Here is a 17785-nt window from a genome sequence, read left to right on the forward strand (position 1 = left end):
TCTCCTAAAAGATACGAGGGAATTACAATTCTTCCTTGTAGTCGTAGCCAAGTTCTTCAGCTAGTTTCGCGTATCCTTCACGTTCCAAGCGTGCAGCCAATTCTGGACCACCAGAAAGAACCACACGACCTTCCATCATCACGTGGACCACGTCTGGTGTGATGTAGTTCAAAAGACGTTGGTAGTGAGTGATGATCATAGCACCAAAACCTTCACCACGCATAGCATTGACACCTTTCGATACGACTTTAAGGGCGTCAATATCAAGACCTGAGTCAATCTCATCTAAAAGGGCAAAAGTTGGTTCCAACATCAAGAGTTGAAGAATTTCATTACGTTTTTTCTCACCACCAGAGAAACCTTCGTTAAGGTAACGCTCTGCCATTTCTTCTTTCATATTGAGCAATTCCATTTTCTCGTCTAGTTTAGTGATAAACTCACGAACTGAAATCTTTTCATCATCTTCTTTACCAGCATTCATAGCTGCACGAAGAAATTCAGCATTGGTGATTCCAGGAATTTCTGATGGGTACTGCATAGCAAGGAAAAGTCCCATACGCGCACGCTCGTCCACTTCCAATTCAAGGATGTTTACACCATCAAACAAGACCTCCCCTTTTGTAACCTCATAGTTAGGGTTCCCCATGATAGCTGCAGAAAGAGTTGATTTACCAGTACCATTTGGTCCCATGATAGCTGCGATTTCTCCTGTTTTCAGAGTCAGATTGACTCCTTTCAAAATTTCTTTTCCTTCAATCTCAACGTGAAGATCTTTGATCTCTAATACTGACATGATAGTTCCTTTCTTTTTCTGGCCTACTCCCTTTATCCTTAGAGAAATCACTTACATTTCTCAAAAAATACAAGAAAAGGTCCATAAATATACTCTACTAGTATAACAAAAAAAAGCCTAAAAGGCTTTGATTTTGTTTAGAAGCTAGTGACTAATCCTTGCGGTTTAGGTGCTGATCAATGGCATCTACTATTTTCCCCATTACATAACTTAACCTAAAATTTCGAAAAAGAAGAATGGCCCAAAAGGCTGCCATGAAATAGCGACCCGTCATCCAAGCTTCATTGAAAAAATAAGTCTCAGCAGCAGTAAATAGTGCTATCACGATAAATTGTTGTCTAGTCATAGAATTATTGTACCATGAAATCCACTTTTAGTCTTCTTCGACCATGACTTTATCAGCCAGAAATTCAAATCCTTCTGGAATTAGGCTTTCTTCTTCCGCCTCTTGATCAGCTTGAGAAGACTTGTTTCTAGCTGAAAATGCTGCACGAACCTCTTTCCATTCCTCTAGGGAAATTGCCAGGATTTCAGGTGAAAATCCAGCCGCCTGGCTGAGAATATTGCCAAACATGGTATTGAGGTTATCCCGTTTCATGGTTTGCCCTGCATTGAAATTAGATTCAAAAGCTAAAATAGCATGGTGTTCGTTGGCCGCAACTGGTTGAGAACCAACAAGCAGAGCCTTATCAGGACCAGCTAAGCTTTCGATCACTTCTCCCCACGCATTCTGGAGGCGAATCAAGTTTTGCCGTGCCAATTCAGGATTTTCAACAGCTTCTTGTAGGATAGCCTGAACCTTATTACGGTCTACTCGATAGACAGTCTTAGAAGTGGCTGGACGGCTAGGGACTGGCGCTACTTGTTTAGGAGCTGTTCCAACATTGGCAAGTTCTTGTTTGAGACGAGCGACTTCCTGTCTTAGTGTAGAAATTTCACTCTCGACAGCTTCTGAAAGCACTGGTTCAGGCTTAATCTCCGCTAAACGAATGGTCATCATCTCAGCATAAATCTTAGGTTGTAGGCTTGCTTTCATATCCGCCAAGCTCACAGTCGCTATTCGAATCATTTCAAAGAGACTTTCCTGAGAAAGAGCTAGATTGTCCATAAAAACTGGACTGTGATGAGTATTTTCGCCACCTGTCTGAACAACTAGTAGATCACGCAAGTACTGTAAAAGATCCGTCACAAAACGAGTCATGCTCTTGCCATTTTCAAACAAAAGATTCAAAGAATCAAGAGCTTTTGAAACATCCTGCTGAGACAAGGCAGCTACATAGTCATCAAGTGCTGACAGACTAATGGTGCCTGTAATCTCCTCAGAGATAGCTGTAGTTAAAGCATTCCCCTGTGTTAAACTCAAAGCTTGGTCCAGAATAGACAAGGCATCCCGCATTCCACCTTCAGCCCGTCTAGCAATGATTTCCACAGCCTCTGGTTCAGAACTGATATTTTCTTTTTCTAAAATATGATGAATATGTGCTGTGATATCTTGCGTTCTAATCGACTTAAACTCAAAACGTTGGACACGCGATAAAATAGTTGCTGGAATCTTGTGCAATTCGGTAGTCGCCAAGATAAAGACAACATTTTGAGTTGGTTCTTCTAGCGTCTTTAAAAGCGCATTAAAAGCTCCTGTAGACAGCATATGAACCTCGTCTATGATATAGACCTTATAACGTGCCAAACTAGGAGCATAGGTGGATTTATCACGAATTTCACGGATTTCATCGACTCCATTATTCGAAGCCGCATCCATTTCGATAACATCTTCTAGGCTACCTTCTGTCACTGCTTGGCAGATATAGCAGTTATTACACGGTTCTCCATTCACTTGGTTCGGACAGTTCATAGCCTTGGCAAAAATCTTGGCTACACTGGTCTTCCCAGTCCCACGAGGGCCTGAGAAAAGATAGGCATGACTAATCTTTTCCTGCTCGACCGCTTGTTTTAGGGTTTTAGCCACAACCTCTTGTCCGACCAATTGTGAAAAAGTTTGACTTCTATATTTTCGATAAAGTGCTTGATACATTAGGCTTTCTCCTCAAACATCGTAAAGTCCCATTCTGTCTTCTCAAGCAAAATAGCGACAAATTGTTCCAAGTAATCGCGGTCAACGGCATTGTAATCATCAATAAGTGAAGAATCCAGGTCTAAGACACCCAGCAATTGACCATTCTTGAGCATAGGAACCACGATTTCACTCTTGGCCATACTATCACAAGAAATGTAGTTTGGATAGGTGCTCACATCCCCAACTAAAACAGTCTCTTGAAACTCAGCAGCTTCTCCACACACGCCTTTCCCAAGCGGAATGCGAATGCACGAAACGCCACCCTGAAAAGGCCCTAAAACCAACTCGCTACCATCAAACAGATAAAACCCTGCAAATACAGTATTAGGGAAGCGCGATTTTAGGAGGGCACTAGCATTCGAAAGATTGGCAAGAACATTGCTCTCACCTTCAAGTAAATAAGAAAGTTCCTCATTTAACAATTGATATTGTGATTGTTTTTCTGAATCTAACATAGAACTATTATATCAAAAATGAGATAGAGACAAAAGAAAAATCCCTTGTTTTAAACAAAGGATTTTGTGATTATCAATTTGATTAAAGTTCGATATCACCGAACAAGTCAGCCATTGAGAATCCTGTTTGTGTTTCTGGAAGTTCGAAATCACGTTTTTCTTGACGTTTTGGACGACGTGGACGAGCAGCACGTTTTTCTTCTTTTTGTCCTTCTTCTTGAGCTGGACGTTCTTCAAGAGCTTTGATAGAAAGTGATACACGTTCTGCGTCAGCGTTAACATCAAGGACTTTTACAGTAACTTCTTGACCAACAGTAAGAGCTTCTTTTGGATTTTCGATACGTTTGTGTGAAATTTGTGATACGTGAACAAGTCCATCGATACCTGGCAATACTTCTACAAATGCACCAAAGTCAGTCAAACGTTTAACTGTTCCTTCTACTACATCACCTTTAGCCAATTTTTGCTCAACACCATCCCATGGTCCAGGTGTTGTTGCTTTAAGTGAAAGTGATACGCGTCCTTCTTCTTCGTTAAGATCAAGGATCTTCACTTCGATTTCTTCACCAACAGTTACAACTGATTTAGGTGATACGTTACGTTCGTGTGACAATTCAGTCAAGTGAACCAATCCGTCAACTCCACCAAGGTCGATGAAAGCACCAAAGCTAGTGATACGAGCAACTTTACCAGTTACGACATCACCAACAGCCAATTTACCGAATACTTCAGCACGAGCTGCTGCAGTAGCTGCTTCAACAACTTCACGACGTGAAAGGATGAAGCGGTTCTCTTTAGCGTCAACTTCTTTGATTTTAGCATCAAATTCTTGACCTACGAAACGCTCAGTGTTACGTACGAAACGAGTGTCCAACATTGAAGCTGGGATAAATCCACGCACGCCTTCAAATTCTACTGAAAGTCCACCTTTAACGGCACGAGTTCCTTTAACAGTAACAACTTCTTCTTCGCGTCCTACAAGTTTGTCCCATGCTTTGCGAGCTTCAAGGCGTTTTTTAGATACAAGGTATGTAACTGTATCAGTATCTTTACCAACTACTTGACGAAGTACAAGAACATCCAATACTTCTCCTACTTTCACAAAGTCATTGATATCTGCATCGCGATCGTTTGTCAATTCGCGAAGAGTCAAGACACCTTCAACACCAGTCCCAGAGATTGCAACGTTAGCTTGAGTCGCATCAACTGTCAATACTTCAGCACTAACAACATCACCAGGCTCAACTTGGCTAACGCTATTTAGCAAATCTTCAAATTCGTTCATCTAAAAAATCCTCCAACAATCAAGTTTTTTCAAAAACTTGACATACTTATAATTTTTTTCCTAAGCACCCGCAAAGACATGTTCATATCGTTCACGTCTTTCAATTATAAAAATAAAATACCCTAAGATATTTTTCTTTTTATCTTGAATTTATTACCTAAGAACTGGGGTAGCTGGATTCGAACCAACGCATGAGGGAGTCAAAGTCCCTTGCCTTACCGCTTGGCTATACCCCATTGATGAATGGAGAGAGAGGGATTCGAACCCCCGAACCCGAAGGAGCGGATTTACAGTCCGCCGCGTTTAGCCTCTTCGCTATCTCTCCAATGTTTAACGAGAACTATTATATCATGAAATTTTCAATAAAACAAGTATTATTTTGTCAAATTATAGTTTTCAATCAAAATTTCCACAGCTTTTTCAAGTTTTTTATAAAAACTATCGACATTTCCATTCTTTATGATGGCAAATTGGCTATCTAATTCGGCAATTTCTCCAATAACCTTTTTCCCGATCGTCAAAACGTATCCTTCATAGCTGTCTTTTCCAACAGTCACTTTTGCATCCGTTAATTGAATTTCAATTTTCTTATCTTTTTTACTCATACTCTACCTCTTTTCACTTTTTCTATTGTACAAGAAAATGCTCAAACTAGCAAGAAAAAACTCCATTTCAGTCCTTACAACTGCTATGGAGTTTCTCTTTGCTTCGTGTCTTTTAGTCCACTTTGACAATCCATCCTTCAGGCGCTTCTACATCACCAAATTGGATACCGGTCAATTCATCATAAAGTTTACGTGTAACAGGACCTACTTCTGTTTCACTATAGAAAACATGGAAATCATCGCCATGTTGGATACCTCCAATTGGCGAAATGACCGCTGCTGTACCACAAGCTCCTGCCTCTACAAAACGATCCAAATTATCAATTGGGACATCGCCTTCAATCGGAGTCAAGCCCAAGCGGTGTTCTGCCAAATAAAGCAAAGAATACTTGGTAATAGATGGCAAGATGGATGGACTCAACGGCGTAACAAATTCATTGTCTGCCGTAATTCCAAAGAAGTTGGCTGATCCGACTTCTTCAATCTTTGTATGTGTAGATGGGTCTAAGTAGATAACATCTGAGAAATGGCGTGACTTGGCCATTTTACCTGGTAGAAGACTGGCAGCGTAGTTTCCACCTACCTTGGCCGCACCTGTACCATTCGGAGCTGCACGGTCGTATTCATCCTGAATCAAGAAGTTGGTTGGAACCAATCCACCTTTAAAATAGTTACCAACTGGCATAGCAAAGATGGTAAAAATATATTCTTCTGCTGGTTTTACCCCGATAATATCTCCAACACCAATCAACAGCGGACGAAGATAAAGGGTTCCACCTGTTCCATATGGTGGGACGTATTCTTCATTTGCACGCACAACTGCTTTACAAGCTTCTACAAACATTTCTGTCGGAACTTGTGGCATCAAAAGACGGTCACAAGTCCGTTGCAAACGCTTGGCATTTTCGTCAGGACGGAACAATTGAACACTGCCGTCCTTGGTACGATAGGCTTTCAATCCCTCAAATGCTTGCTGTCCATAGTGGAGACTTGGAGAAGACTCTGAAATATGCAAGGTTGCATCCTCTGTCAATTCTCCTTGATCCCATTGACCATTTTTGTAGTGAGCGATATAACGGTAAGGTAGTTTCATATAAGCAAATCCAAGGTTTTCCCAATCAATTGCAACTGTCATGTGTTTCTCCTTTATACTATTCAAACTATGTGTTCTATTCTACACTTTTCTAGTAAAATTTCAAGTATTATTTGTAATTTTCTGAAAATTTTTTCAACATAAAGAAATCAGCCCAGAGGGCTGATTCTTTTTACGAACTCGCTTTATCCTCTTTAAAGACTTCTTTGAGGTAAGCATCGAAAACTTCTTCATCTGAAATGGTGTCTGATATAAAGCTTCCATTGCTAGTACGTTCTGACAAGTTGAGGTCTTGCAATCGGCTTTCATAGATTGTTCCCTTGTTAGATTGGACAAGCAGCGTTTGGTCGTTTTCTTCTACTTCTGTACTAAAGAGATCACCAACGAAACCTTGCTCTGCAACTGCTCCAGCCAAGAAGACTCGGTGCGGTTTGTTTTTCAACTCACGCAAGACTTGTAGGCCTCGTTTGGCACGGCCGGTCGCTGGAATTTCCTCAATGGAAACGCGTTTCAAGCTTCCACGTTGGGTCAAGAGGTAGAAGGATGAGGTGTTACAGATAAAGGCAGACTGAAGCGCATCATCTGCTTTCAGGTTCATAGCCTTAACACCTGCCGCCTTGGCACCAACAACTGGAACCTCTTCTATATTGAAACGAAGGGCGTAACCGTTTTGGCTAATCAAGAGTACATCATCTAGTTTAATCGGAGCCACTGCTACAATTTGGTCTGTCTCGTCTTTGAGTTTAGCGTACTTAACAGACTTCGACTTGTAGGTCCGCCATGGAGAGAATTCTTTGCGTTCTACACGCTTGATTTGACCAAGGCGAGTTGCAGCAAAGTAGGTTGTCGCATCATCAAACTGATCCACGACTTCTGCATAGAGAATTTCTTCGTTAGTTTCAAAGTTTGTAATGGTCTGGCTCAGATGCTCTCCGATATCCTTCCAACGAATATCTGCTAATTCGTGGATTGGTCGATAGATGACATTCCCAAGAGTCGTGAACATCAAGAGATGCTGGGTTGTCTTTGCAGATTGAACAAAGATCAAACGATCATCATCACGCTTGCCAATTTCTTCCAGAGTGGATGCCGCAAAGGAACGTGGGCTAGTACGCTTGATATAGCCAGCCTTAGTCACGCTGACATAGGTATCTTCCTCGGCAATCAAACTAGCTGTGTCAATCTCGATTGCTTTCGCAGTATCTTCCAAAGTACTCAAACGTGGTGTCGCAAATTTCTTCTTGACCTCACGAAGTTCTTTCTTCATGAGATTGTACATAGTCCGTTCATCACCGATGATAGCCGCAAGCATGGCAATCTTTTCACGCAATTCTGCTTCTTCTTCCTGCAAGACAACCACGTCTGTATTGGTCAAACGGTAAAGTTGTAAGGTCACGATGGCTTCAGCCTGCTCTTCTGTAAACTCATAGCTGACCTTGAGGTTTTCCTTGGCGTCAGCCTTGTTCTCAGAAGCACGGATAAGAGCAATGACTTCATCCAAAATCGAAATCACGCGAATCAAACCTTCAACGATATGGAGACGTTTCTCAGCTTTTTCCTTGTCAAAGCGGGAACGAGCCAAAATTACTTCACGACGGTGGGCGATGTAGCTAGACAAGATTGGAACAATCCCGACCTGACGAGGCGTGAAATTGTCAATCGCCACCATGTTAAAGTTGTAGTTGATTTGCAAGTCAGTATATTTGAAGAGATAGTTGAGTACGAGCTCGGTATTCGAGTCTTTCTTAAGTTCAATAGCGATACGAAGACCGTCACGGTCAGACTCATCACGAACCTCAGCAATACCTGCCACCTTGTTATTGACACGAACATCATCAATTTTCTTAACTAGATTAGCCTTATTGATTTCATAAGGAATCTCAGTGATTACGATTTGCTCCTTACCACCTTTTAGCTTTTCAATCTCCGTCTTAGATCGAACAACCACGCGCCCCTTACCAGTTTCATAGGCCTTTTTAATCTCGTCACGACCTTGAATAATCCCTCCTGTCGGGAAATCTGGTCCAGGCAAGAATTCCATGAGCTTGTCCACCTTGGCTGTTGGGTGGTCAATCATGTAAACAGTCGCATCAATGACCTCTGCCAAATTATGCGGTGGAATGTCTGTAGCATAACCAGCCGAAATCCCAGTCGAACCATTGACCAAGAGGTTTGGAAATGCTGCTGGCAAAACCGTAGGTTCTTTCTCGGTATCGTCAAAGTTCCAAGCAAAAGGAACTGTCTTTTTCTCGATATCCTGAAGAAGGTACCCAGCAATTTCAGACAAACGTGCCTCGGTATAACGCATAGCCGCAGGCGGATCTCCGTCCATAGAACCGTTATTACCGTGCATTTCAACCAGAATCTCACGATTTTTCCAGTCCTGAGACATACGAACCATGGCATCATAGATGGAACTGTCACCGTGTGGGTGGAAATTCCCCATGATGTTCCCGACAGACTTGGCCGACTTACGGTAGCTCTTGTCAAAGGTATTACCATCCTTATTCATAGAATAAAGAATACGGCGCTGAACCGGCTTCAAACCATCCCGAATGTCTGGTAAAGCCCGGTCTTGAATAATATACTTGGAGTAGCGACCAAAGCGCTCTCCCATGATGTCCTCCAGGGACATGTTTTGAATGTTAGACATAGGATACTAAGCCCGTAAAATGCAAAGTGAAAATAGGAAATTCTTAAAGCGAGCGATGCTCACAAGAGAATTTATCTTTTTCACACAGTATTTAGGGCGTGTTCAACTCCTTTCAAAGAATATAGAATAGGTTTTATGGAAAAGGGAAAAAATATATGGTAAGTGAGTTTCACCCAATTCCTGTGTCATCATTTCCACTTGAAATATCTACTCCACAAATCCTCGTTTATACTTGATATGACTGGCGATATTGCTATCTACATCTTTCTTATCCCAAAGTTGGAGTTCCCATGGGTAGTAAAAATTACTTTTATTTTTAAAATAGATATGAATACCGACATAGCCATCTTTATCACGTAAATACCAATTTTTTAGTCCGTACATCTCTTGCCAATCATCTAATTTGTCCATGACTTGAGCTATCTCTTTAGAACTTAAAATCATACGAGCACCAAAAATATCATTAAGAATGGAATTCACAGGATAGCCCTCTTGACGCTCGGAAAAACGTGTAATTTTATCTATAATAGACTCAGAAGTTTTGACACGATAAACATAGGCAATATCTTGGACATCCGCTTTCATCAGATAGTCATTAATTGACTCATGTAAATTCAGACGGTAGGCCAAAATCGCTTTAGTCGGAACTTTTGAAAAGGTATGCTTGAGATTGATTTTCTCCACTTTACCTGTTTCAAAATAATCTTTAGAATATTCTAGATGAATACGATTAATCTCTGTAATGAGGCGTTCCACTTTTTCAATCATGAGTCTTCTCCTCTCGCTTTTTCATTTTTCTAGTTATTCCCAAACTTCTTCACTCTTTCCTCAGCATACTCAATCATCTTCTCAGCCACGTCCTTCTTGTAGTCAAAACCCATCTTGTGAGCAAGGGATTGAGCCTCTTGGTGGAAAAGTTGCATCGTAGCAAACAAAGACTGAGTGATTTTCTCTTTACTTGAAAAATCAAGTAGAGCTGAGAATCCCTTCTCTTTCTCAGGAGGTAAATAGTTAAAGAGATACTTGTAGTTCTTGCCGACGTCGACAGTCCCCTTATCACTTGCGACCTGCCAAGCTAAGACCTTCAAGAGTTCTTGTTGGCAAATATCGTAGAGATGGTCAGTCGCATAGATGAGCTGATTCCGACAAATGCCCTTCACTACATAGGCAGAGACCCACCAAAATTCATTGCAGGCTTTTTCAAAATCTATCTCACTAGCTGGACTTGTCCAGTAACGCTGAGGATTTGGAGAATATGGCGCAAATAAGCCCTTAGTGTCCTCTAGCACCGTGAAATCAGCTTCACTATCCACCCACTCTTGAATGTGATCTTTGGGGCAGAGGGTCAAATCTATCCGATTGCCATCTTCAAAGAGCATGAGATAGAGGCGGCGATGGTCTAGTAGGACATGCTGCTCAATCATGCGCTTGCCAAATTCTTCCAACCAAGCAAGGTCGGCCGTCAGACCATCCAAATCCTCCATAATGTAGACCACATCATAATCTTGGAACTCGTCCTTGGGGGCGTTTGGATTTGTCCGTGAGCCGGACATGGCGACAGCGTCAACCTGTAGCACTTTTGCGGTTTGCAAAATCACATTAAACATCTCGGTTTCAGTTCTCATGGGAATACCTGCTAATTTTTATTTATATTAGTTTTGAAAAGAATATGACTATAAAATAACAGAAATAATCAATCAGATTTTTTATCGAATTGTTTTACATATTACTCTTCTTTCTTTTCTAATTTGGTCTATTAGAATCAGTTAATATCAAGATTGTACTGTCAGTCTTCCTTAGACAGATAGTCTAAAAGGTATTGTTTGACCTCTTCAAACTCTTGCAATTTATTCCCCTGTAATAACAGCGTACCTGTAGAAGGATAATGAGTTAATGTTACACCCGAAAATTTCAATTGCTTCCCATCTTGAACATCCTTATACGATTTAATTTCCCGATCAGTTTTCAGATTTTCAATGAGACTATCTACCGCTATCTTAGGTAATTCTCTAATAGAAAAATTACCACCATTCGACTCTATACTACAAGATTCATTCTCGCTAATCTGCCAATTTTTATGTTTTCTATCACTATCAGCAAAAAACTCTCTATGATCTTCTTCACTATATCCATTCTTATAAAAATCAGCATAGTCCGTTTGTGAGTTTTCCAAATCAAAACCAGAATCAACATTTGGAATAAAATAGTGGTCAAACTCGTCTGGTGATAATATGGGTAAAAAAAATATTTCAGTTCCAATAGGATATTTGTCACTTGAATTTTTAAAGACTAGTTTCACTTCATAATAGACTGATTCTTCACTTTGCAATAACTGGTACACTTTTTCTTCGATTTCTGCTTGCGCTTTATTTGCTTTAGAAAATTGTGTAAAAAGATTTTTATCCCGAGAATCGATAGAAAATTTAGACCACTTTTCTTGGGTATGCTGACGTTCAGCATTTAAAATTTCATATCCAACTACATATTTATGGAATCTTCTAGCAAAAACATGACCTCTGTGAAAGTACCAATCATCACTATCCCCTTTTGGAATATTTCCTTTCGGAAAAGCATCCGGAGTGTCATTTAATGGTCCCAAATCATCACTATTATTGTTTCTAACAGGAAACTTTAAAATCGTTTCCCATCCTCTTCTAAAAGAAGTAGTTCCCTTTGTTTTTTTATTATCGGAGCCGATTAGCTTAAAATATCCATCATTTTCCCATGAAATTTCAATTAAATTATTTGTGCTGAATTGAAATTCGGGATAGAAGTATTTAATCTTATCAAGTCTATTGCTAAGGTCTAAAAAACCAAGTAATTCTTCTTGATTTTCTAATCCAAGTCTTTGTAATATTCTTTGTTCAGTATACATAACATCCTCCTTGCAAAAAAGTATTTACGATAAACTTTTAATTCGCCTCCGTCGCTTCTTCCTTCGCCTTCTTAGCTGGTTTGAGTTTTTTATAGCGACTACGGATAGCGTTGAGATGGTCACGGAGGCTGGCAAAGTAGGCTTTGTCTGGGTAGGCGTAGGCATTGATTGCTGTGAAATCAACAAGAAACTCGTACAACTCTGTCAATTCAACACGCAAAGCCTTTGCTTGGCTAGGTGTTTTCCCAGCTTGCTCAGCCAAGCGCTCCTTGTAGACCTTCTCAAATTTTGCTTGGGCAGCTTTTAAGTTTTGGACGTGTTCCGTCAAATTTAGTACTTGTATGGAGGATTGGTAGTCGCTCTGTGCCAACTGTTTCAAGAGGTGGTTAATACTTTCCGTTTCTTTTTCATAACTGGTCGTCATAATGCCTTTGTATTGTTTGAAAAGCGGATTTAGCTGTTCATAGGCAGTCTGAATAGCTGGAACTTTCACACGCGAAAAAGCCTTGATAAAGGATAACAAAGTCACTAGAGCATCATCACGCTCACGGTCTGTTTTCTCCATGTTTTCTGTGAATTTTCCTGCACGAATGTTATGAAGGCATGATTGGAATTGTTCCAATAAAGGCTCCATGACGGAGGTCTTGCTGATATAGACTAATTCCGTCTTATTCGCTTTTGCAAAACTATCAACAGCAGCAAGACTGTCGCTCAACAGTTGAAAGAAACTTTGTCCTTCCAATCGAGTTATATCTAAATTTGTAATCTTATATTTCATTTTTTTCTCCTAAAATTTCATTAAATTGTTTATTTAGGTGAAAGTCTCCCACTTGGCAGAATGGATGTCGGATTTTCCGCTGTTCTCCCTGCCACTTAAACTAACTTGTCGGATTTCCCGACGAGGCGGCTGGGGTCTTTTTTAGTGAATTCTTTCCTCTAATAGTCAGGGTAAAGAGGATCTTTAGCAGGGATAACCTTATCAGAAAGTTCCCTACCGAGAGAATGAAAGTTATCCTCACTCGGCTTCGCATAATCAAGAATATCCTTTTGGGGATCATATTTCATATCCCAGCGATTTCCCATAAGAGTATAATACCTTTGCTGTTCTTCATTGTTCTTAAACCCCTCCTTTAGCATTGGAATGAATTTAGAAAATTGTGAATCTAAATATGCAAAAGCAGTATCATAAATATTATCATCTCCAACAATTTTTATTTCGTTCTCAGGAAAATGAGCAATATTTCTTGTATAATTTTCTAAATCATTATATCTAGTATCTGAAAGAGGCTCCTTACTCCACGGAGTAGTCACAAAATTCTCTGATATAGGTATTTCCGGTTTATCTTTGTAAGAATAATTTAATTTTGTATCTATAGCCAAAAACGGATACACTCGTAACTCATAAGCGATATTATCAATACCAGGATGACCATAAAATCTAGACCTTAAATCCCTGGCTCCTAGTTTTCCATAAAAATTTTTCGGAAGAACTGAGGTAGTAATTTCGTCAATAGTTTTACCTGTACTTGATTGACTGATAACATTATCATAAGATACAGGTAATAAAATTAAATTCGAGAAACGCGTACCGTCTTTAAAAATCCAAAATAGTTTAGCAGGGATATACATATAGTAAGACGGTTTGGGCGGTATAGTTAATGGTTTTGTAGATTCGTTATACAATGTATAGCTTGGATTCTCTTGCCAGAAATTTTGAACAATATTAAAATTTGTTGTATCAAGATATTTGCTTCTATCCTGATTAATTTTATTATTTTCCTGATTTTTGATATTATTCTCTTGGTTCTTTTCATTATTTTCAATTGTCCTAAATCCTAGAAACATCGTAAAGCCTAACGATATTATAGAAATTACCAAAGGCAAAAACTGAATAATCTTTTCAAAAACAGTTTTATCATTATCCTTATTTTTTATCAGTAAAGGTTGAGGAATGATGAAACTTGCGTTATCCGTTTTGTTTTCAATATCACTTGTATTTCCCTTTTTTTGATTAGTTTTACTAGATAGATTAACCTTCGCAACAAATTCTTTTTTAATATCTTTTTCTGGAATACTCTTTTGTTTTTTCTTTTTATTTGCCATACACTTCTCCTCCTACGACGTGAGAATAGCAAAACGTTATTTTTTGCTCTTCGAGCTAGTAAGGGAGTTAGCTTATCCGCCTGATAGCAGCAAGCATCTTTTCATTAGGAGCTTTTGCTCCAATGAAAAGTACTCCGTTAAAACGCCCCACTTTCCTCAAGCGTAAACTTGACATTGTCCTCAATCCACTTACGGCGTGGTTCGACCTTGTCACCCATGAGGACATTGACGCGACGTTCGGCGCGTGCTAAGTCTTCAATCGTAACACGGATGAGGGTACGGGTTTCTGGATTCATGGTTGTTTCCCAAAGCTGGTCCGCGTTCATCTCACCAAGACCTTTATAGCGTTGGAGGGTAGCCCCTTTACCGAACTGCTTGCGGAGTTCTTCTAGCTCTCCGTCCGTCCAAGCGTAGGCCACTTCTTCTTTCTTGCCTTTGCCTTTGGACATCTTGTAAAGAGGCGGAAGGGCTATATAGACATGTCCTGCCTCAACTAGGGGACGCATGTAACGATAGAAAAATGTCAAGAGCAAGGTCTGAATATGGGCACCATCTGTATCCGCATCGGTCATGATAATAATCTTGTCATAGTTGGCATCTTCAAGGGAGAAATCTGCCCCTACACCCGCTCCGATGGTATAAATCATGGTATTGATTTCTTCATTTTTGAGGATATCTGCCATCTTGGCCTTGGCTGTATTGATAACCTTACCACGAAGAGGCAAAATAGCCTGAAACTTACGGTCACGACCTTGCTTGGCAGAACCACCGGCAGAGTCCCCCTCGACCAGATAGAGTTCGTTCTTAGCAGGATTTTTAGACTGGGCTGGGGTTAATTTCCCAGAAAGTAAGCCTTTGTCTTTCTTGTTTTTCTTGCCATTTCGGCTCTCATCACGTGCCTTACGAGCTGCTTCACGAGCATCACGAGCCTTGATAGCCTTGCGGATGAGATTGGAAGCTAGTTCTCCATTTTCCATGAGGAAGAAGGTTAATTTTTCTGCGACAATGCTATCAACAATAGGGCGAGCTAGTGGGCTTCCTAGCTTGTCCTTGGTCTGACCTTCAAACTGGAGGTGTTCTTCAGGAACTAGGATAGAAAGGACGGCAGCAAGTCCCTCACGATAGTCTGATCCTTCAAGATTTTTATCTTTTTCCTTGAGAAGACCTGTCTTACGAGCGTAGTCATTCATGACCTTGGTAATGGCTGACTTGAGTCCTGTCTCATGCGTTCCACCATCCTTGGTGCGAACGTTATTGACAAAGGACAGAATGTTATCTGAAAATCCATCATTGTACTGGAGAGCTACTTCCACTTGGAAACCATTGTCTTCGCCTTCAAAGTATAGAACTGGCGTCAAGGTTTCCTTGTCTTCGTTGAGGTAAGAAACAAAGTCTTGTACCCCGTTCTCATAATGGAATTCAATCGTTTCATCTGTTCGTTTGTCAGTTAGCGACAAGGTAACATTTTTTAAGAGAAAGGCTGACTCATTGAGTCGTTCTGAAATGGTATTGTACTTGAAGTCAGTCGTAGAAAAGATACTGGCATCTGGCATGAAGGTAACCTTGGTACCTGTCTTGGACTTAGCTGCTGTCCCAATTTTCTTCAAGGTTGTGACGGGTTTCCCACCATTTTCAAAACGCTGTCTATATATTGCACCATCACGGGTAATTTCCACTTCTAACCAGCTAGATAAGGCATTCACGACTGAAGATCCCACTCCGTGAAGACCACCTGATGTCTTGTAGCCACCTTGACCAAATTTTCCTCCAGCGTGGAGAATGGTAAAGATAACCTCAACGGTTGGAATCCCCATGGCGTGCATCCCAGTCGGCATTCCTCGACCATGGTCTTGAACGGTTAAACTTCCGTCTTTATTGATGGTCACATCAATGCGATCACCAAATCCAGACAAGGCTTCATCGACTGCATTGTCCACAATTTCCCAGACTAGGTGATGGAGACCCGCACCGTCAGTTGATCCGATATACATCCCCGGACGTTTACGGACCGCATCCAACCCTTCTAGCACCTGAATGGCGTCATCATTGTAGTTATTAATACTGATTTCCTTTTTTGACACAAGGAACCTCCTATTTGTTCATCTTTACTATTTTACAGGTTTTCTGGGGATTTTGCAAAATTTTTCCCATTCAGCTGTCACAATTTCACAAGATATTCTCTGACTTTCCACAGCATTTCATGGTATAATAGGTCTATGATGACATTTGTATTATTAATACTAGCTTATTTGCTAGGTTCGATTCCGTCTGGTCTCTGGATTGGACAAGCTTTCTTTCAAACAAATCTGCGTGAACACGGTTCTGGAAATACTGGAACGACCAATACTTTCCGTATTTTAGGTAAGAAGGCAGGTATGGCAACCTTTGTGATTGACTTCTTTAAAGGGACCTTGGCCACTCTCCTTCCTATTCTTTTCCACCAACAAGGTATATCACCTCTCGTCTTTGGACTTTTGGCCGTAATTGGACATACCTTTCCTATCTTTGCAGGATTTAAAGGAGGCAAGGCTGTCGCAACTAGCGCTGGGGTTGTTTTCGGATTTGCGCCTGTCTTCTGTCTCTACCTGGCAATCGTATTCTTTGGAACCCTCTACTTGGGCAGTATGATCTCACTATCTAGCGTTGTTGCTTCTATTGCTGCTGTAATTGGGGTTCTGATTTTCCCACTATTTGGGTTTATCTTAAGTAGCTATGACCTTCTTTTTATCGTGATTATCCTAGCACTTGCTAGCTTGATTATCATCCGTCACAAGGATAATATTACACGCATCAAAAACAAAACTGAAAACCTTGTTCCTTGGGGACTAAACTTAACACATCAAAATCCTAAAAAATAAAACGCCAGTTCCAAACTGGCGTTTTTGTATACTTATTTAGATTTGATGTAGTTGATACCATCTGCCTTAGGAGCAACTGCTTTTCCGAAGAAGGCTGCCAAGACAAGAATTGTCAAAACATAAGGCGCGATTTGAAGGTATACCGTAGGAACTCCTTGCAAGAAAGGAAGTTGAGATCCGATAACGGCCAAACTTTGAGAGAGTCCAAAGAAGAGACTTGAAAGCATAGCACCGATTGGATTCCATTTACCAAAGATCATCGCAGCAAGAGCGATAAATCCAGGACCGACAATAGTTGTCACTGAGAAGTTGACAGAAATTGATTGAGCATAAATCGCTCCCCCAATTCCACCAAGGAAACCTGAAATAACAACCCCAAGATATCTCATTTTGTAGACATTGATCCCCAAGGTATCCGCTGCTTGAGGGTGTTCACCAACAGAGCGAAGACGAAGACCAAAGCGGGTCTTGAAGAGGATAAACCAAGCAAGGAAAGAGAAGGCAATAGCGATATAACCTAGTAGACTGGTTGACTTGAAGAAGATATCTCCAATCACAGGGATATCAGCCAAAACTGGGAAATCAAAACGTCCAAAAGTCTGGCTTAAGTTATCCGTTTGCCCTTTGTTATAAAGAACTTTAACCAAGAAAACTGCTAAGGCAGGAGCCATCAAGTTCAATACTGTACCACTGACAACATGGTCCGCACGGAAATGAACTGTAGCGACTGCATGGATGAGGGAGAAAATAGCTCCCACGATACCAGCAACTAACAAGGAAATCCAAGGGGTCGCTGCTCCAAGTTGTTCTGCAAATTCAAGGTTAAAGACAACCCCAGAAAAGGCTCCCATAACCATAATTCCTTCAAGACCGACGTTAACGACACCACCACGTTCAGAGAAAACTCCTCCGATACTCGTAAAAATAAGTGGTGCTGAGTAAATCAGCATAGAAGAGACCAAGAGGGTGAGTAATGTTGTAATAGACATCC

Annotated in this window: 16 protein-coding genes and 2 tRNA genes; 1 reads left to right on the forward strand and 17 read right to left on the reverse strand. The window is 40.7% G+C overall.

From position 1 onward, the window contains the following. Nucleotides 1-22 precede the first annotated feature (22 nt). The 16 genes from sufC to parE form a co-directional block, all read right to left on the reverse strand. On the reverse strand, nt 23-793 hold the full coding sequence (gene sufC / locus B7721_RS07880; protein WP_000114489.1) for a Fe-S cluster assembly ATPase SufC: 771 nt from the start codon (nt 791-793) through the stop codon (nt 23-25). A gap of 151 nt (nt 794-944) precedes the next feature. Then, nucleotides 945-1139 (reverse strand): DUF3272 family protein, encoded by a 195-nt coding sequence (locus B7721_RS07885; RefSeq protein WP_000198269.1) that lies wholly within the window; start codon nt 1137-1139, stop codon nt 945-947. 27 nt (nt 1140-1166) lie between these two features. Then, complete coding sequence (gene dnaX / locus B7721_RS07890; protein WP_084878427.1) at nt 1167-2825, reverse strand: DNA polymerase III subunit gamma/tau; 1659 nt, start codon at nt 2823-2825, stop codon at nt 1167-1169. Next, a complete protein-coding gene (locus B7721_RS07895) occupies nt 2825-3322 on the reverse strand; it encodes a GAF domain-containing protein (RefSeq protein WP_084878429.1) in 498 nt (165 codons plus the stop codon). The genes dnaX and B7721_RS07895 overlap by 1 nt, the downstream gene beginning before the upstream one ends. A gap of 82 nt (nt 3323-3404) precedes the next feature. Continuing rightward, nucleotides 3405-4607 carry a 30S ribosomal protein S1 gene (gene rpsA / locus B7721_RS07900; protein ID WP_001001616.1) on the reverse strand — a complete coding sequence of 401 codons (1203 nt, stop codon included), beginning with the start codon at nt 4605-4607 and terminating at the stop codon, nt 3405-3407. A 164-nt stretch (nt 4608-4771) separates the two neighbouring features. Continuing rightward, a tRNA-Gln gene (locus tag B7721_RS07905) sits at nt 4772-4843 on the reverse strand. 8 nt (nt 4844-4851) lie between these two features. Next, a tRNA-Tyr gene (locus B7721_RS07910) sits at nt 4852-4932 on the reverse strand. Nucleotides 4933-4981: 49 nt separating this feature from the next. Next, entirely contained in the window at nt 4982-5212 is a 231-nt protein-coding gene (locus tag B7721_RS07915) for a DUF2969 domain-containing protein (RefSeq protein ID WP_000037107.1), read from the reverse strand. Between the two features lie 112 nt (nt 5213-5324). Beyond that, complete coding sequence (locus B7721_RS07920; RefSeq protein ID WP_320410136.1) at nt 5325-6362, reverse strand: branched-chain amino acid aminotransferase; 1038 nt, start codon at nt 6360-6362, stop codon at nt 5325-5327. A 115-nt stretch (nt 6363-6477) separates the two neighbouring features. Further along, entirely contained in the window at nt 6478-8958 is a 2481-nt protein-coding gene (gene parC, locus B7721_RS07925) for a DNA topoisomerase IV subunit A (protein ID WP_084878432.1), read from the reverse strand. A 207-nt stretch (nt 8959-9165) separates the two neighbouring features. Beyond that, on the reverse strand, nt 9166-9726 hold the full coding sequence (locus B7721_RS07930; RefSeq protein WP_084878434.1) for a nucleotidyltransferase family protein: 561 nt from the start codon (nt 9724-9726) through the stop codon (nt 9166-9168). Between the two features lie 29 nt (nt 9727-9755). Beyond that, entirely contained in the window at nt 9756-10583 is an 828-nt protein-coding gene (locus B7721_RS07935) for an aminoglycoside 6-adenylyltransferase (protein WP_001258604.1), read from the reverse strand. Nucleotides 10584-10744: 161 nt separating this feature from the next. Further along, nucleotides 10745-11833, reverse strand: coding sequence for a hypothetical protein (locus B7721_RS07940; RefSeq protein WP_000287881.1), 1089 nt, complete (start codon nt 11831-11833; stop codon nt 10745-10747). Between the two features lie 37 nt (nt 11834-11870). Beyond that, nucleotides 11871-12611 carry a DUF6261 family protein gene (locus B7721_RS07945; RefSeq protein ID WP_000875589.1) on the reverse strand — a complete coding sequence of 247 codons (741 nt, stop codon included), beginning with the start codon at nt 12609-12611 and terminating at the stop codon, nt 11871-11873. A 158-nt stretch (nt 12612-12769) separates the two neighbouring features. Beyond that, entirely contained in the window at nt 12770-13936 is a 1167-nt protein-coding gene (locus tag B7721_RS07950; protein ID WP_084878436.1) for a hypothetical protein, read from the reverse strand. 137 nt (nt 13937-14073) lie between these two features. Then, nucleotides 14074-16017, reverse strand: coding sequence for a DNA topoisomerase IV subunit B (parE, locus tag B7721_RS07955; protein ID WP_084878438.1), 1944 nt, complete (start codon nt 16015-16017; stop codon nt 14074-14076). Between the two features lie 135 nt (nt 16018-16152). Between parE and plsY the strand changes: the two genes are divergently transcribed. Further along, nucleotides 16153-16794 (forward strand): glycerol-3-phosphate 1-O-acyltransferase PlsY, encoded by a 642-nt coding sequence (plsY, locus tag B7721_RS07960; RefSeq protein WP_084878439.1) that lies wholly within the window; start codon nt 16153-16155, stop codon nt 16792-16794. Nucleotides 16795-16826: 32 nt separating this feature from the next. Here plsY and B7721_RS07965 read toward each other — a convergent pair whose 3' ends face one another. Further along, on the reverse strand, nt 16827-17783 hold the full coding sequence (locus tag B7721_RS07965) for an ABC transporter permease (RefSeq protein ID WP_084878441.1): 957 nt from the start codon (nt 17781-17783) through the stop codon (nt 16827-16829). Between the last annotated feature and the right edge of the window lie 2 nt (nt 17784-17785).

It is taken from the genome of Streptococcus oralis subsp. oralis (assembly GCF_002096445.1).
In the GTDB taxonomy this organism is placed as follows: Bacteria; Bacillota; Bacilli; order Lactobacillales; family Streptococcaceae; genus Streptococcus; species Streptococcus oralis_N.

Excerpts from the sequence above, each read along its gene's own strand:
- B7721_RS07965 (WP_084878441.1), bottom strand. The coding sequence starts at position 17,783 with ATGTCTATTACAACATTACTCACCCTCTTGGTCTCTTCTATGCTGATT.
- plsY (WP_084878439.1), top strand. The coding sequence starts at position 16,153 with ATGATGACATTTGTATTATTAATACTAGCTTATTTGCTAGGTTCGATT.
- B7721_RS07940 (WP_000287881.1), bottom strand. The coding sequence starts at position 11,833 with ATGTATACTGAACAAAGAATATTACAAAGACTTGGATTAGAAAATCAA.
- sufC (WP_000114489.1), bottom strand. The coding sequence starts at position 793 with ATGTCAGTATTAGAGATCAAAGATCTTCACGTTGAGATTGAAGGAAAA.
- dnaX (WP_084878427.1), bottom strand. The coding sequence starts at position 2,825 with ATGTATCAAGCACTTTATCGAAAATATAGAAGTCAAACTTTTTCACAA.
- B7721_RS07935 (WP_001258604.1), bottom strand. The coding sequence starts at position 10,583 with ATGAGAACTGAAACCGAGATGTTTAATGTGATTTTGCAAACCGCAAAA.
- parC (WP_084878432.1), bottom strand. The coding sequence starts at position 8,958 with ATGTCTAACATTCAAAACATGTCCCTGGAGGACATCATGGGAGAGCGC.
- rpsA (WP_001001616.1), bottom strand. The coding sequence starts at position 4,607 with ATGAACGAATTTGAAGATTTGCTAAATAGCGTTAGCCAAGTTGAGCCT.
- B7721_RS07945 (WP_000875589.1), bottom strand. The coding sequence starts at position 12,611 with ATGAAATATAAGATTACAAATTTAGATATAACTCGATTGGAAGGACAA.
- B7721_RS07885 (WP_000198269.1), bottom strand. The coding sequence starts at position 1,139 with ATGACTAGACAACAATTTATCGTGATAGCACTATTTACTGCTGCTGAG.
- B7721_RS07930 (WP_084878434.1), bottom strand. The coding sequence starts at position 9,726 with ATGATTGAAAAAGTGGAACGCCTCATTACAGAGATTAATCGTATTCAT.
- B7721_RS07895 (WP_084878429.1), bottom strand. The coding sequence starts at position 3,322 with ATGTTAGATTCAGAAAAACAATCACAATATCAATTGTTAAATGAGGAA.
- B7721_RS07915 (WP_000037107.1), bottom strand. The coding sequence starts at position 5,212 with ATGAGTAAAAAAGATAAGAAAATTGAAATTCAATTAACGGATGCAAAA.
- B7721_RS07950 (WP_084878436.1), bottom strand. The coding sequence starts at position 13,936 with ATGGCAAATAAAAAGAAAAAACAAAAGAGTATTCCAGAAAAAGATATT.